The following is a 15,246-nucleotide window of genomic DNA, read 5'->3' on the forward strand; positions in this document are numbered from 1 at the left end:
GTGAGCATTAAAGCGGAAGAAATCAGCTCACTGATCAAACAGCAGATTGAGAATTATCAATCGACTGTTGAAGTGAGTGAAGTCGGCACTGTAATCACTGTCGGCGACGGGATTGCCCGCGTCCACGGCCTTGACAGTGTTATGTCGGGCGAGCTTGTCGAATTTTCCAACGGTGTTATGGGCATGGCTCAGAACCTTGAAGAGGACAACGTTGGTATCGTCATTCTCGGCTCTTTCACAGACATTCATGAAGGTGACGAAGTCAAAAGAACCGGGCGCATCATGCAGGTTCCTGTCGGCGAGGCTCTGCTCGGCCGCGTCGTGAACCCTCTGGGTCAACCGATTGACGGCAAGGGTCCGATCGTCACAGAAAAAACACGTCCTGTCGAAAAGAAAGCACCAGGCGTCATGCAGCGTAAATCAGTATTCGAACCGCTGCAGACTGGTATCAAAGCGATTGACGCGATGATTCCGATCGGTCGCGGCCAGCGTGAATTGATCATTGGTGACCGCCAGACGGGTAAAACAGCCATCGCGATCGACACGATCATCAATCAGAAAGATCAGGATGTCATCAGTATCTATGTCGCTATCGGTCAGAAGGAATCGACCGTTGCCGGCGTTGTGAACACACTGAAAGAATACGGCGTTATGGATAAAACGATTGTTGTTTCGGCGGGAGCATCAGAACCTGCACCGCTGCTTTATCTGGCGCCTTATGCCGGTGTAACCATGGGCGAAGAGTTCATGTACAACGGCAAGCACGTTCTCATCATTTATGATGATTTGTCCAAACAGGCAGCGGCATACCGTGAACTTTCTTTGCTGCTTCGCCGTCCGCCGGGCCGTGAAGCATTCCCGGGCGACGTTTTCTATCTGCACTCAAGACTGCTCGAACGTGCGGCCAAACTGAGTGACGAACTGGGCGGCGGGTCAATTACCGCGCTGCCAATTATTGAAACGCAGGCCGGGGATATTTCAGCATATATCCCGACAAACGTTATTTCGATTACAGACGGCCAGATCTTCCTTGAATCGAACCTGTTCTATTCCGGTATCCGTCCGGCCGTTGACGCCGGTACTTCTGTATCACGTGTCGGCGGTGCTGCCCAGATCAAGGCGATGAAGAAAGTTGCCGGTACGCTGAAACTGGATCTGGCTTCCTATCGTGAACTGGAAGCATTCTCACAATTCGGGTCGGATCTGGACAAGTCGACGAAGGCCAAACTGGATCGCGGTGCCCACACGGTTGAAATTCTGAAACAGGATCTTCACAAACCGTATCCGGTCGAAAACCAGGTTATTGTGCTTTATGCATTGACCAAAGGCTATGTCGATGATGTGGCGCTGAGCGATGTCAAGCGCTTTGAGAAAGAACTGCTTGCTTATCTGAAGCAGAATCATCCGGAGATTCAGGACAGGATCAAAGAATCCGGAAATCTGCCGGATGACAAGCAATTCTCAGCCGCAATTGCTGAATTTAAGAAAACATTTGTTGCGTCGAAGGCCGAGTGACGCCGTTTAGAAACGGTGCCCAGCCATTCGATTCGCTGCTCAGCAGATAGATGACATATAGAGCCTGTTTGAAAAGGAACAATTTTTACACAAACCTTTCGGACACCTCTTGCAACGACCTTTCAAAGGTGGTGAACGAACATGCCTTCAATGCGTGACATAAAGGAAAAAATTGCGTCAACCAAAAAAATGAGTAAGATCACCAAAGCGATGCAGATGGTCGCAGCTGCGAAACTGAACCGCGCCCAGGAAAGCGCGCAGCACTACTCGGCCTATGCCGATAAGCTGCGCGAAGTTGTGGCGAGCATCGCCAGCGGACTGCCCAAGGGCAATAACAGCAAACATCCGATGCTCGCGTCCCGCCCGGTAAAGAAGACGGCCTATCTGGTTCTTACTGAAAACCGTGGCCTGGCTGGCGCCTACGACAGCAACGTGCTGAAATATACACAGAACCTGATCGCGGAGAAACATCAGTCCAGGAGCGAGTACACGGTCATCGTCACAGGAAAAATCGGCCTGCATTTCTTTGAAAAAAGAAACTATCCGGTCGCATTCAGCAAAACGGATGTGCAGGATGAAATCAACTTTGACGATGCCGTCGGTTTTGCCAAACAGGTGATTTCCCTGTTTGATAATAAAGAAGTTGACGAGCTGCATTTGATTTACAATCACTTTATTAATGCAATTTCCCAGACTGTGGTTGACAAGCAGCTGCTTCCCCTCACCGATCTAAGTGATAAGCCAGTGAAAAAGGCGAATTACATCTATGAACCGGATGAGGACGAAGTGCTGCAAAGTCTGCTGCCGCTTTACGCAGAAGGGCAGATCTACGGGGCCCTGCTTGACGCTAAGGCAGCTGAACAGGCGGCGCGCATGACGGCCATGAGAAGCGCCTCAGACAACGCGAACGATATTATCGATCACTTGTCGCTGTCATATAACCGTGCACGCCAGGCGGCGATCACTCAGGAAATTACAGAAATTGTCGGCGGAGCTGCCGCACTCGAATAAATGTGCTTAAAAAAGCTGATAGGAGGTACTTCAATGAACAAGGGGTATGTTACTCAGGTCATGGGCCCGGTTGTCGATGTTAAATTCGACCGCGGCCAGCTTCCTGAAATCTACAATGCTCTGACCATCAATTATAAAGCCGAATCCTCCAATGAAGCGGATATTCATCTGACGCTGGAGGTTGCGCTTCATCTTGGTGATGACTCCGTGCGCACGATCGCCATGGACTCAACAGACGGCCTCGTCCGCAATATGGAAGTTGTTGACACGGGCGCGCCAATCTCTGTTCCGGTCGGTGACGCGACACTCGGACGCGTATTCAACGTACTCGGCGAAGCGATCGACGGCAAGCCGGTTGCTCCCGATGTTGAAAAAAGCTCGATCCACAAAGATCCTCCGAAATTCGCCGACCTGTCGACGAAGACGGAAGTGCTCGAAACCGGTATTAAAGTCATCGACTTGCTGACGCCTTACATCAAAGGCGGAAAAATCGGCCTGTTCGGCGGTGCAGGTGTTGGTAAAACCGTTCTGATTCAGGAATTGATTCATAACATTGCTGAAGAGCATCACGGTGTGTCGGTATTCGCCGGCGTCGGTGAACGCACCCGTGAAGGTAATGACCTGTACTTTGAAATGACGGATTCCGGAGTTATCAAGCAGACAGCCATGGTGTTCGGCCAGATGAACGAGCCGCCGGGTGCCCGTATGCGTGTAGCCCTGTCCGGTCTGACAATGGCGGAATATTTCCGTGATGTCGAAGGCCAGGACGTGCTGCTGTTCATTGACAACATTTTCCGTTTCACACAGGCCGGGTCGGAAGTTTCCGCGTTGCTCGGCCGTCTGCCCTCAGCCGTTGGTTACCAGCCGACGCTGGCTACAGAAATGGGCCGTCTGCAGGAACGAATCACATCGACGAAAAAGGGTTCCGTAACATCGATCCAGGCCGTTTACGTGCCTGCCGACGACTACACTGACCCTGCCCCGGCGACAACATTCTCACACCTGGATGCAACGACCAACCTGGAACGCGCACTGACCCAAATCGGTATTTACCCGGCCGTTGACCCGCTGGCGTCTACATCGCGCGCTCTGTCGCCCGATATCGTTGGTGAGGAACATTACGAAGTCGCTGAACGCGTGCAGATGACACTTCAGAGATACCGCGAACTGCAGGATATCATTGCCATCCTCGGTATGGACGAACTGTCTGACGAAGACAAACTGACTGTCAGCCGCGCCCGCCGTATCCAGTTCTTCCTCGGCCAGAACTTCCACGTTGCCGAACAGTTTACCGGAGTTCCCGGATCCTATGTACCGGTTGCAGAAACCATCAAGGGATTCAAGGGCATTCTCGACGGCAAATATGATGACGTTCCCGAAGAAGCTTTCCGCAACACGGGAACCATTGAAGACGTTCTCGAAAGAGCGAAACAACTGGTCTGATGATTAACCACTCAGACCGGATAAAGGGGGCTGGCAGATGAGCACAGTGCATACGGATATTGTCACACCCGCGGGCAAAGTGTATGAGGGTGACGTTCACATGGTTTGTGTGCGCGCCACAAGCGGCGAAATGGGTGTCCTACCGCACCACATACCGATTGTCGCCCCGCTGGAAATCGCCCTGGTTCACCTGAAACACGAAGACGAAAATCACATCGATTACGCCGCCGTGCACGGCGGATTCATCCAGGTAAGCCGTGACAAAATCACGATCCTTTCGGAAGCCGCTGAAATGAAAGACCAGATCGACGTCAAACGCGCCGAGAAAGCAAGAGACGATGCCCAAGCTCAGCTCGCAACCCTTCACGCAACCTCCGAAGGTTACGCTGAAGCACTGCGGAAGCTGAAACGCTCCGAGCTCCGCCTCTCCACCGCCGCCATCGACGGCAGCGTTCCGGAAGCATAAATGGATAGAAGCAACAAAAGAAGAACCCCGCGTGGGTTCTTTTTTTTGCTTGACGCAAAATATTGGACTCGGCTGGTAAACATGTAAATACGGCTGGTAAACTCCTGAACTTGGCTGGTAAAACACGGAAAGCGGCTGGTAAATCCACGGACATGGCTGGTAAAGTAGCAGATCCGGCCAGTAAAGCATGAAAAGTGGTTGGTGAATGTTGAGTCTTGCTGCAAAACTCTGGAACAGAATAGCCATTCATCAAAATCCGATAGAATTAAGCCCGTTCCCCGCAGTTTTCATTTTTTAATAAAAAAAGGAAACACCACGACTTATGTCGAATGATGTAGTACCAATATAGGGTAGGTGAACCAATGGAAATCATTAAACAATGTGAAATTCCTTATCATGTCCGTCAACTCAGCGAGCTTTGCTCAAGGTTTTTAGGACCGCCAGAAAAGAAGGAAGATTTGCAGAGAAAACTAAACAGGTATTTAGCCGGGTACAAAGGGGAGAAGTCGCTGGATTATTTTCTCAGCCTCATCCCGGAAAAAGAAGTTCTGGCTCTACATCAAATTCGTTTGAAAGGCGGAGCACATCATTTCGAGATCGACTGCATCATTCTGACAACTCGCGCGCTTCTAATCCTTGAAGTCAAACACATTGCCGGAGTACTCAGCTTTCACTCCAAAATCAATCAATTGGTGCGGTCAATTGATGGCGAAGAACAGCGCCTCCCCGATCCTATAACCCAGGCTGATCGCTTGCACGTTCAACTTCAGGTCTGGCTCACTGCACGAAAACTTGGCCCCATTCCAATTGAAAAGCAGGTCGTCATCACTTCTCCCAGATCAATTCTCGATACAAGAGACTCCGATGAAAAATTCTTCAAAATCGCATGTCTTATTGAGCGTGTCCCGCACAGAATCAGCGAAATACTCCGGAGACATCCGCAAAAGCTTTTTACCTTACCCCAGATAAAATCAATAGCTCGCAAATTGTGCAAAGCTCATGAACCGCTGATTCAAAATGTATATGAAGTTTACAATGTCCAGCCTGAGCAGATTCACCGCGGTGTTCAATGCTCGTCATGCGGAATTTTTGGCATGGACAGAAAAAAGGGGAAATGGGTCTGTCCTGAATGCGGACATTCATCCACAAAAGCGCACTTGAGATGCTTAAAAAGTTATGTGCTACTGAATGGCTCATCGATCACTAATAGGCAATGCAGAGATTTTCTTAGACTGAAGTCCGACTCAATTGCTCGGAAGCTCCTCCAAAAGATGAATCTTCCCTCCACCGGAAAATTCAAAGACCGCATTTATCATCTTCCAATAGAGTGATCGGCTGGTAAATATTTAAATCTGGCTGGTAAATTCGTGAGTTCGGCTGGTAAAGTGCTGAACTTGGCTGGTAAAATCACAAACTCGGCCGGTAAATCCCCAAACATGGCCGGATTCATTCGCGGATCCCACTACTACTCATGCACAATCAACTAAAACCAAGCATACGATCCAATCATTGTTCATTTTCTGTATAGATCCATGCTTTACAATTAAAAATTAGCGCACAACACCGAAAAAAATTCGCCATTCCTGTATTAATTCTGAAAAAACAATCATTGATGAAAAGTATGGTTATTTTGTGTCAATCGCGCTAAAATAATAACGAGCTTTAGATTATGGTTTGGTTACTTTTATATTACAAAATGGTTACGATCAGGAGATGGATGCACACCCCCGGATCAGCACACGAAAGTTATAATTAGTGCTGTTGCCCGGGGAAACGGGCATTACATAACAGATCAGGCAGGTGTAAGAGATGATGACGAATGTAGGGGTCCAGGCGCTGATCAGCATTTTTGTTCATTTACTTGTGCTGGTTCTGACCTGGTGGGCGCTGCAGAGTTTGAAATTTGATCTTCTGTTCCGGCACCCGAAAACCCTTCAGGCAAGAATATTGTATATTCTCCTGGCGGTCGCCATCAGTTACCCGGTGGCTCAATTTTTTCTCGACTATGTGAACTGGTCATTGATGCTTCCACAAATTTACGGCTGAACAAAGGTGTTCCGCCGTTTCGCTGAAGTTATCCCTGAACATTGAAAAAAGGGCTTTTTTGACGAAAAGTTCCACGTATGACCCCCTCTTCAGTCAGGCAATACTGAAAACAGGGAGAGGGGCGTGTAAAAGTGAAACGGAATCTTATTTTATTATTTGCTGTATGGTTCGCTATTTTGATGGCTGGAAGCGGCGCGCAGGGTAAGGCCCTGCAGAAAGCGCCGGATCCGATCAGCAGGATCGCACTTTTTTCAAAAACATTGCGACAAGATCAGGCTCAAATCATTGGCTGGTCGGTATTTGCCCGTGAAGAACATTCTTCGATGGTCACCCGGCAGGAATTCGCCAAAACCACTGACTATGCTATGAAAAATCAACCCGGCTTCAACTGGCGCTTCGCCGGCAGTCATAACGGCGTACTCAGCTGGTCAGGCATTAAAACGGAACCATCCGGCTTGAAAACCAGCCTGACTTATTTCGCATATCCAGCAGGAAAAATGTATCGGACAGCTACGCTTTACCAGGCTCAGGCGGAGGCCTTCAACCCAAGAGAATGGCCGAATCAGCAACAGAATATGTGCCGTTCGATCGCTAAAATTTTCCACGGACAAAAGCACATATTCTCTTGTGTCAGAGCTTACGACAGTGATAAAATGAAACTTGGCTTACTGAATCAGGGAGACCGTTATCTAAAGCTTTTTTCAGCCGCTCCGATCGAACGACTTAATGAAAAAACCTTTGTTTCGATTTCCGCATATAATAACGCATGGAACGATAGCATAAATTCTGGAAACCGACAAATGAATTTTCAAGTGGCTCTGAGAAATGACGGCGAGCGGACCATCATCACGATGGGCACGCCGATCATTACACTTGAATACTGAAAACGGGTTTCCGGTCCCTGTCCGGGGGAAAGAGCAGCATGCGTGGACAGAGGATCGGCCCGGCTCGATCGAAGAGATATAAATGGACGCGGAGGGGAAAAAGTTTGGAGAAGATTATTGTTCATGGAGGAAAGCGGCTTTCAGGCTCGGTGAAGATTGAAGGCGCAAAAAATGCAGTACTTCCCGTCATTGCCGCATCGATGCTGGCAAGCGAAGGCACGAGCAAGATATATAATGTGCCGGAGCTGGCCGATGTATACACAATCAATGAAGTTTTGCGTTATTTGAACACTTCGGTTAATTATGAAAATAAAACCATCATGGTGAACGCTATAGCGGAATTATATACTGAAGCGCCATTTGAATACGTTCGGAAAATGCGCGCATCATTTCTGGTCATGGGCCCGCTCCTGGCCAGAGTCGGCCACGCGAAAATTGCACTGCCGGGAGGCTGTGCCATCGGATCCCGCCCGATTGACCAGCATCTCAAAGGCTTTGAAGCGATGGGCGCTCGTGTTTCCATTGGCAATGGCTCCATTGAAGCGAGTGTTGACGGCAGATTGAAGGGATCTGTCATTTATTTGGATTTTCCAAGCGTCGGCGCGACGGAAAATATTATCATGGCGGCGTCACTGGCTGACGGCGAGACGGTTCTCGAAAACGCGGCCTGCGAGCCGGAAATCGTTAATCTGGCCGAGTACCTCAACGCGATGGGTGCAAAAATCTCCGGAGCCGGCACCGGCCGAATCACAATTGTTGGTGTGGAAAAGATGCATGGCGCCGAGCACACGATTCTGCCCGATCGGATTGAGGCAGGAACCTACATGATCGCCGCGGCGATTACCGGTGGCAATGTGCTGATCGAGGACTCGGATGTTGAAGACCTGCGTCCGCTGATCGCCAAACTGCGTGAAGCTGGCGTCGAGGTTAGAGAAGAACTTGGCGGCATCCGCGTCATCGGCACGGATCACCTCCAGGCCATTGATGTCAAAACGATGCCGCACCCGGGTTTCCCGACGGATCTTCAGGCACAATTCATGGCACTGATGCTTAAAGCGAAAGGTACTTCCGTCATTACGGAAACCGTTTTTGAAAATCGTTTCATGCACGTCGAAGAATTTCGTCGGATGAATGCTGCAATAAAAATTGATGGCCGTTCCGCTATTATCAGTGGCGCATGCGATCTTCAGGGCGCTGAAGTTTCGGCAACCGATCTGCGTGCGGGGGCGGCGCTTGTCATTGCAGGCCTCGTGGCGAAAGGCTACACGCGTGTCAAACGGCTTCACCATATCGACCGTGGGTATGTCGACCTGGCCGGCAAGCTTGCCGCGCTCGGTGCCGACATTGAACGCGTACGCGTCAGCGAATCCGAACAGACAGCGCCGGCCGCAGCAGCTGAAGAAGTCCTGCCGCAGCTCGCCGCCAACCCGAAATTCGCTTGAGACAACAAAAGTAACCATTCAGAGGTGCTGATAACCTGCGCCTCTTACATACAATCGCTGGCCGGCTGGGCATAATCCCGGCCGGCTTTTTTTATCCCGGAATCCACCCAATCAGATTATATGCCCGGCAATTTTTTTTATTCCCGTATATCTGACAAAAAGCTAGTGTTCCCAAAAGTGTCAAAATCATGCGCGTCGTTCTGCGCGGGGAGGAGCAAGCATATATTAAAGATAAAAACCCATCCGCCGGAGGAATTTTATGAAAAAATCCGCCACACTGCTCCTCATCTTCGCACTGGTCATCCTCGTCATTCCGGCCGCGGTTGTTCTGCCTTTTTCACAGAAACAGGCCGCACAAGAGACTGCCGCACATCTGGCTCTTTTCCAGACCAGAAAATCATCGCCACCTTCTGTCACAGTATCGGTGCATCGCTCCCTGAGTGGAAAAACCGAGCAGGTTGATCTCAATCAGTACCTGATCGGGGTCGTCGGTTCGGAAATGCCAGCGTCCTTTCAGCCCCAGGCTCTTGAAGCTCAGGCGCTGGCGGCACGCACCTATATCATGTCCCGGATCATCAATAATCCCGGCCAGTCTGTCACCGATACGGTAAGCAGCCAGGTATACCACAGCCCCCAGGAACTGAAACGCATCTGGGGCAAAGATTACACCTGGAAAATGGCCAAAATCGAGAAAGCTGTCGCGGTAACCGACAATCAGGTCATCACCTACCATGGCAAGCTTATCTCCCCGGTTTTTTTCTCAACGAGCAACGGCTATACAGAGAATGCCAAAGATTACTGGACGACCGACGTGCCTTATCTCAAATCCGTGCCGAGCCCCTGGGACAAACTCTCTCCTAAATATAAAATGGAAAAAAAGATAAGCGCGTCCGATGCCGCGACGGCACTAGGGACCACGCTTCCCGGCAATGACGGCGAGCTGGGTACGGTCGTCAAAAAAACATCGACCGGTCATATCGCTCAATATCGGATCAGCGGGAAGCTTTTTACAGGCAGAGAAATCCGCGAGAAACTGAATTTGAGTTCCACGGATTTCACGCTGATCCGGAGCGGGGGCACAATTATCGCGGGCACACTTGGAGACGGCCACGATGTCGGCATGAGCCAGTACGGAGCCCAGGGCATGGCGCGTGAAGGAAAGACCGCCGAGCAGATTGTCACCTACTTTTACCAAGGCACCCAGGTCAGCAAGATGACCCTCAGTCCCGGAAAATCAGTGGCGAAAAAATAAACCCGAATCTCATAAAATAGCGGACCAAATCACAATTTTAAAAGATTTTTCGCCGAAAATGTATAGATCACCGGCAATCTGATCAGAATGATTGCTGAGGTGATGCAAGTTGACAGAAAATAAAGATCAGAAGAAATTGCAGGAAAAAGAGCTGTCCGGTCTGCGTAAACTGGCAAAGCGGCGCTGGTTCTATCCCGCGTTATATTTATGTGTCGCGTCGCTGATTCTGACCGGCGTGCTGCTGTTCCAGCTGCGCGGGGCGGACCAGGCAAAGAACCAGGAAGAACAGAACCGCGTTGTATTCAACCAGAACAAGCCTTCCAGTCCACTGACAGCGGGCGAAGAAGTCTTCCAGTGGCCGGCAGCAAAAGCGGATACGCAAGTTGTCCAGCCCTTCTATGACGCGAAAGGAACCACTGAAGAACAGCAAGCCGCTCTCGTAAACTATAACAACACCTTTGTCCAAAATACGGGTATCAACATTGGCGCGAAGGACGATCAATCGTTTACGGTTACAGCGGCGTTAAGCGGAACAGTCACTGAAGCGAAAAAGGACAACCTGCTCGGCTACACCGTCACATTGAAACACGCGAATGGCGTCGAATCGCTTTACCAGAGCCTCGCGTCTATTGATGTCAAGATGGGCCAGGAAGTGAAGCAGGGCGATACAATCGGAACAGCTGGAACGGAAGCCTTCAACAAACCGATGGGCATCCACGCACACTTTGAAATCCGCAAAAACGGTATCCCGGTTGACCCTGTTGTCTACATGGACAAAGCGGCGTCCGATATCAAAACGGTAACCGTTGGTGCTCAGTCGACAACCGCGCCGGTCGCATCGGAAAAAACGAAAACCAATCAGGGTGGAAGCAGTACCCAGACACCCGCACCGGCTCCCGGAAAAACAGATCAAAGCAAATCAAACACGGGCGGCAGTTCGACCGGACAGGGTTCACAGAACTCCGGCAACTGAGCCACAGCAGAATAATAGATTAGCAAACACGGCTGCAAGCTTAGCCGGGAGGAATCGAGCGATGCGCCAGGTGCGCGTCGCTTTTTTGATATCAAGGGAGATTTGTAACCGAATCAAAAACCATCTGTCATCTGCCTGTTACCAGTCTGTTATATAAAACTGGTAAATTTAAGGCATAAAGAAAGAGAGGCAGACGAGAATAAAATGAAAAGAACACTAATGACTTTAGCTGCTGCTCTGTTACTGGTTACTGGAATAACGAATCAGACTGCTGATGCAAGAACTCATTATAAAACGATCAAAGTTTCAGCCACTGCGTATTGTGAAATGGGAAGAACAGCAACAGGATACAATCTCAGATCGCACCCGAACGCCAAAGAAATTGCTGTCGATCCGCGATACATAAAACTGGGTTCCAAAGTATACATTCCAGGCTACGGAACAGCCATCGCAAGAGACACAGGCGGCCGAATCAAAGGCCGCATCATTGATGTCCACTTTAAAACGCGCCATCAGGCGATCATGTGGGGAAGAAAGCATTTAACCATCAAAGTATACCGGTGAATCAGAGAGAAGCTCTCAAGTGCGAGGGCTTCTTCTTATTTACGATTTTTTTACCAAATCAGGGTTTGTTCAAGCATTGACCATTACTATAATAAAGATATGAGTGCTTGATAGAAAGGTTTGATTGGATGGCAACGAAAGAGAATGAAGAGATAAAACCGGAAAAGGCGCCTGCCCGATACATGGATATTCTGATCGCCTTTTTCCGCTCCAGCATTTTGAGCTTCGGGGGCGGTCCGTCGGGAATTCCCCTGATTGAAGCGGAAGTGGTGAAACGGTATCATTGGATGACGATCGAGGAATTCGGCGACATGGTAGCGATTGCGAACGCATTGCCCGGGCCGATCAACACGAAATTGGCTGGCTATATTGGCTGGAAACTGAAAGGGATTGGCGGACTTTTTGCGGCGATTATTTCCAGTGTCTTTCCTATGATTATCACTATGATTGTGCTGCTTGGTTTTTTGTCTGCATTTCAGGAACAAAGATGGGTGCGCGGTATGACACAGGCTGTACTTCCTGTTGTCGGTGTCATGATGGCGCAGCTGACGTGGAGCTTTGTGTCCAGCGCAAAAGAAGGCCTTGGCTGGACAGTCACCATCATTCTGATTGCCATCAGTTTTATCCTGATGGAAGTGCTTCATGTGCAACCGCCGATTCTGATCGCGTTGGTGCTTCTTTTAGTGCTTCTCAAACCAGCGAAGCGAAATCGAATGAAGGCGGGTGAAAAAAAATGACTATTTTCTGGCAGATTTTCATCGCCTTTTTCATACCTGGGATCCTCGGCTACGGTGGGGGACCCGCTTCGATTCCGCTGATTGAAAATGAAGTAGTGGGTCACTTTCACTGGATGAGTGTGACAACATTCAGCAATGTCCTGGCGATCGGCAACTCATTGCCTGGGCCGATCGCGCCGCAAATGGCCGGCTACATCGGCTACCAGCAGGGCGGCGTATTGGGCGCTCTTATTGCGGTGTTCGCGACAGTTGCCCCATCGCTCATTCTGTTGATTTTGCTCCTGCGATTGCTGTACTCATTCAAAGATTCACCCAAGGTCAAATGGCTGACCCTGCTGATCCGCCCGATCATCGTCGTGATGCTTGGGATGATGGCCTGGAACTTTTTCGTTGCGTCGAAACAAGCGTCTGGTTGGGTACCGCTGATGCTGATCGGTGCCGCCAGCTTCATACTTATGCAGCGTTTCCGGATTCATCCGGCATTCGTCATTGCTGGTGCCCTCCTTATTGGTGCGGCTTTTATGGGGTGAGAGTATGTACTCATGGAGAATCACCAAATACGATCCGGCGAAAAGAAATCAAGACGGCAGTTATGCCGATGCCAAAGAATGGACCTCGTACTCAGATATCGGAAAATCAGTCAGCGAAGACGAGTATCTGCGCACGGAGGAAAATTATCTTAATGCGATCAAGGCGTTCGCGGAGGAGCTGGCGATTACGGAAGTTTCCCTCAGTGCGCTTGACGGGAATTCAACTGAGGATGCAATCAATCTTTTTAAAATTTGGCTCGGCAAAAAGATCAGTCTGAAAGATGCTGTGAAACTGGCGAGATTAGTGCTAAGGGAAGACTTGTGGTGCAAGATGGAAGTCCCAGACTACTTTTTTGTCCATTTCGGCTACGACTACTACATGTACATCGGGGCATACAAGGATTGCCCTGCAGCCAGAAAAAAAACCGAAGCATCCGGCCTTTTTGTTGAATCCTTTGCTTCACCTTATTTATAGGCTATGTTTAAATTCAATGTTGTTTTTGCCCCTCCGCTGTTTGGAGCGAAAAACGACAGATAAGTTTAACAAAGCCTATTTATAAGAAAAGCTGTCCCGAGTTGGGACAGCTTTTCTGGACTTATGAGTTTGCCAATTTCAATGAATAATCTCTTTTTCCTTTAGATATAAGAGGATCTGCTCTGTGCTTTCTTCCAAAGTCTGATGCTCCGAATCGATCGTAAGTTCCGGCGATTCAGGCGCCTCATAGGGCGAATCAATTCCTGTGAAGAAAGGGATCGCCCCTGACCGCGCTTTTTTATATAAGCCCTTTGGGTCGCGGGATTCGCAGACATTCAATGCACATTTGACATACACCTCGATAAACTCACCGGGTTCAAAACGTTTTCTGGCTGAAAGGCGGTCGCTTCGGAACGGGGAGATGAACGCGGTCAGGACGATCGAATTACTATCGACAAATAGCTTAGCCACTTCTCCAATACGGCGAATGTTTTCCTTTCGGTCGTCTTCTGAGAAACCGAGATCCCGATTCAGCCCGCTGCGGATATTGTCGCCGTCAAGCAGATAGGTCCGGTGGCCAGCGGCGAAAAGCGCCGCCTCCAGGCGATTGGCCAGTGTGGATTTTCCGGAACCGGAAAGCCCGGTAAACCAGATGGCTACTCCTTTTTGACCGCTCTGTTTCTCCCTGTCCGCCTTGGTGATGGTTGTCTGGTGCCAGATAATATTTGCCATGAGCGCTACCTCCTAATGACCGATGGTTTCGGATTCCGCCCGCAAACCCTGGATCAGGATCTGAGCGACCTCGGGCCTGCTGAATGTTTCGGGAGGACGGATACCGCTGCGCAGCATCTCCCGGACCTTCGTCCCAGAAAGAGCGACGTGGGAAGACGCGGGGTGGGGACACGTTTTATTGGAGCCCATCCCGCCGCATTTTTTACAATAGAAGCTGTTCTCGAAAAACAGGGTCTGAATATCCAGTTCGTCTCTCGTGAAATTCGAAAAAATTTTCTGCGCGTCATAGGTACCGTAGTAGTTCTTCACACCGGCGTGATCGCGCCCGACAATGAAATGGGTGCAACCGAAATTTTTTCGGCAGATGGCGTGAAAAACCGCCTCTCTCGGACCTGCGTAACGCATAGCGGCAGGGAAGACCGCGAAGGCCGTTCGTTCCTTAACATAGTAATTGTCGATCAGCGCGTGGTAGCTGCGCATTCGGATGTCGGCCGGAATATCATCCTTCTTCGTTTCTCCGACGAGAGGGTTGATAAAAAGGCCGTCAATCGTCTCCAACGCTGTTTTCTGGATGTATTCATGGGCGCGGTGGATCGGGTTACGTGTCTGGAAACCGACAATCGTCCGCCAGCCTTTTTCGTCGAACCATGCCCGTGTTTCGGCAGGATCCAGATAGTCGCTTGTAAATTCCGCGGGGCGTTCTGAACGCCGGACCAGTTCCACAGGACCGGAAAGATAGATATCGCCTCGGTCAAAGAGCCGCCGGACACCGGGATGCTCCGGATCTGTGGTCAGATAGACATTTTCTGCCTCCCATTCTTTATCGGGACGAAATTTGCCGGTGACTTTCAGCGTGCCGTAAATCGTACCGCGATAGTCCAATTTTACGAGATCGCCCTCGGAAACACTTTCGGCGACATTCTCCGATACAGGGAGTGTGATCGGAAGCGTCCAGGCAAGGCCGTTCGTCAGCCTCATGTTTTCAACAACAGAGCGATAATTTTCTTCATCAAAGAAGCCGGTCAGCGGGCTGTATGTACCGTTGGCGATTAATTCCAGGTCGCTTAACGCCACGCGGTCAATCGGAAGCGTTTTTTGAATGCCGCTGACATCTTTTCCAAATGCCTGGCGGTTAATTAATGTGCCGCCATGGGGTAAACTCGTCATTTTATTCCC

The 15,246-nt window shown here is 49.9% G+C and carries 16 protein-coding genes; 14 read left to right on the forward strand and 2 right to left on the reverse strand.

Annotated elements, in window-relative coordinates; translation table 11 throughout:
- From atpA to E4665_RS02170, 14 genes are all read left to right on the forward strand, one after another.
- Positions 1-1,515 carry a F0F1 ATP synthase subunit alpha gene (gene atpA, locus E4665_RS02105; protein WP_135347163.1) on the forward strand — a complete coding sequence of 505 codons (1,515 nt, stop codon included), beginning with the start codon at positions 1-3 and terminating at the stop codon, positions 1,513-1,515.
- A gap of 141 nt (positions 1,516-1,656) precedes the next feature.
- Positions 1,657-2,526, forward strand: a complete 870-nt coding sequence (gene atpG / locus E4665_RS02110; RefSeq protein ID WP_135347164.1) for an ATP synthase F1 subunit gamma — start codon at positions 1,657-1,659, stop codon at positions 2,524-2,526.
- 33 nt (positions 2,527-2,559) lie between these two features.
- On the forward strand, positions 2,560-3,969 hold the full coding sequence (atpD, locus tag E4665_RS02115; RefSeq protein WP_135347165.1) for a F0F1 ATP synthase subunit beta: 1,410 nt from the start codon (positions 2,560-2,562) through the stop codon (positions 3,967-3,969).
- A gap of 37 nt (positions 3,970-4,006) precedes the next feature.
- A complete protein-coding gene (atpC, locus tag E4665_RS02120; RefSeq protein WP_135347166.1) occupies positions 4,007-4,435 on the forward strand; it encodes an ATP synthase F1 subunit epsilon in 429 nt (142 codons plus the stop codon).
- Positions 4,436-4,797: 362 nt separating this feature from the next.
- Entirely contained in the window at positions 4,798-5,766 is a 969-nt protein-coding gene (locus E4665_RS02125) for a nuclease-related domain-containing protein (protein WP_135347167.1), read from the forward strand.
- 478 nt (positions 5,767-6,244) lie between these two features.
- Positions 6,245-6,481: a DUF1146 family protein gene (locus E4665_RS02130; RefSeq protein ID WP_135347168.1), complete on the forward strand. Its 237-nt coding sequence runs from the start codon at positions 6,245-6,247 to the stop codon at positions 6,479-6,481.
- 131 nt (positions 6,482-6,612) lie between these two features.
- On the forward strand, positions 6,613-7,365 hold the full coding sequence (locus tag E4665_RS02135; protein WP_135347169.1) for a YwmB family TATA-box binding protein: 753 nt from the start codon (positions 6,613-6,615) through the stop codon (positions 7,363-7,365).
- A gap of 104 nt (positions 7,366-7,469) precedes the next feature.
- A complete protein-coding gene (murA, locus tag E4665_RS02140) occupies positions 7,470-8,807 on the forward strand; it encodes a UDP-N-acetylglucosamine 1-carboxyvinyltransferase (protein ID WP_135347170.1) in 1,338 nt (445 codons plus the stop codon).
- A 259-nt stretch (positions 8,808-9,066) separates the two neighbouring features.
- Positions 9,067-10,059, forward strand: a complete 993-nt coding sequence (gene spoIID, locus E4665_RS02145) for a stage II sporulation protein D (protein ID WP_135347171.1) — start codon at positions 9,067-9,069, stop codon at positions 10,057-10,059.
- Between the two features lie 109 nt (positions 10,060-10,168).
- The gene (locus E4665_RS02150) at positions 10,169-11,032 is read left to right on the forward strand and encodes a stage II sporulation protein SpoIIQ (protein ID WP_135347172.1); all 864 of its coding nucleotides are present in this window, start codon (positions 10,169-10,171) and stop codon (positions 11,030-11,032) included.
- A gap of 204 nt (positions 11,033-11,236) precedes the next feature.
- Positions 11,237-11,596 (forward strand): 3D domain-containing protein, encoded by a 360-nt coding sequence (locus E4665_RS02155; RefSeq protein WP_135347173.1) that lies wholly within the window; start codon positions 11,237-11,239, stop codon positions 11,594-11,596.
- Positions 11,597-11,724: 128 nt separating this feature from the next.
- Entirely contained in the window at positions 11,725-12,333 is a 609-nt protein-coding gene (locus E4665_RS02160) for a chromate transporter (RefSeq protein WP_174845433.1), read from the forward strand.
- The gene (locus E4665_RS02165) at positions 12,330-12,863 is read left to right on the forward strand and encodes a chromate transporter (protein WP_135347174.1); all 534 of its coding nucleotides are present in this window, start codon (positions 12,330-12,332) and stop codon (positions 12,861-12,863) included. The genes E4665_RS02160 and E4665_RS02165 overlap by 4 nt, the downstream gene beginning before the upstream one ends.
- A 4-nt stretch (positions 12,864-12,867) precedes the next feature.
- Positions 12,868-13,338, forward strand: a complete 471-nt coding sequence (locus tag E4665_RS02170; protein ID WP_135347175.1) for a hypothetical protein — start codon at positions 12,868-12,870, stop codon at positions 13,336-13,338.
- Between the two features lie 138 nt (positions 13,339-13,476).
- On the opposite strand, the gene cysC is transcribed toward E4665_RS02170, so the two are convergent.
- Both cysC and sat read right to left on the reverse strand, forming a co-directional pair.
- A complete protein-coding gene (gene cysC, locus E4665_RS02175; RefSeq protein ID WP_135347176.1) occupies positions 13,477-14,070 on the reverse strand; it encodes an adenylyl-sulfate kinase in 594 nt (197 codons plus the stop codon).
- Positions 14,071-14,082: 12 nt separating this feature from the next.
- On the reverse strand, positions 14,083-15,237 hold the full coding sequence (gene sat / locus E4665_RS02180; RefSeq protein ID WP_135347177.1) for a sulfate adenylyltransferase: 1,155 nt from the start codon (positions 15,235-15,237) through the stop codon (positions 14,083-14,085).
- Positions 15,238-15,246 lie beyond the last annotated feature (9 nt).

It is taken from the genome of Sporolactobacillus shoreae, assembly GCF_004684935.1.
GTDB classification, from domain to species: domain Bacteria; phylum Bacillota; class Bacilli; order Bacillales; family Sporolactobacillaceae; genus Sporolactobacillus; species Sporolactobacillus shoreae.

Bases quoted from the DNA above. Each gene is read 5' to 3' on its own strand.
- atpG (WP_135347164.1), top strand. From the start codon at position 1,657: ATGCCTTCAATGCGTGACATAAAGGAAAAAATTGCGTCAACCAAAAAA.
- atpD (WP_135347165.1), top strand. From the start codon at position 2,560: ATGAACAAGGGGTATGTTACTCAGGTCATGGGCCCGGTTGTCGATGTT.
- atpC (WP_135347166.1), top strand. From the start codon at position 4,007: ATGAGCACAGTGCATACGGATATTGTCACACCCGCGGGCAAAGTGTAT.
- E4665_RS02125 (WP_135347167.1), top strand. From the start codon at position 4,798: ATGGAAATCATTAAACAATGTGAAATTCCTTATCATGTCCGTCAACTC.
- E4665_RS02130 (WP_135347168.1), top strand. From the start codon at position 6,245: ATGATGACGAATGTAGGGGTCCAGGCGCTGATCAGCATTTTTGTTCAT.
- spoIID (WP_135347171.1), top strand. From the start codon at position 9,067: ATGAAAAAATCCGCCACACTGCTCCTCATCTTCGCACTGGTCATCCTC.
- E4665_RS02155 (WP_135347173.1), top strand. From the start codon at position 11,237: ATGAAAAGAACACTAATGACTTTAGCTGCTGCTCTGTTACTGGTTACT.
- E4665_RS02160 (WP_174845433.1), top strand. From the start codon at position 11,725: ATGGCAACGAAAGAGAATGAAGAGATAAAACCGGAAAAGGCGCCTGCC.
- E4665_RS02165 (WP_135347174.1), top strand. From the start codon at position 12,330: ATGACTATTTTCTGGCAGATTTTCATCGCCTTTTTCATACCTGGGATC.
- E4665_RS02170 (WP_135347175.1), top strand. From the start codon at position 12,868: ATGTACTCATGGAGAATCACCAAATACGATCCGGCGAAAAGAAATCAA.
- cysC (WP_135347176.1), bottom strand. From the start codon at position 14,070: ATGGCAAATATTATCTGGCACCAGACAACCATCACCAAGGCGGACAGG.
- sat (WP_135347177.1), bottom strand. From the start codon at position 15,237: ATGACGAGTTTACCCCATGGCGGCACATTAATTAACCGCCAGGCATTT.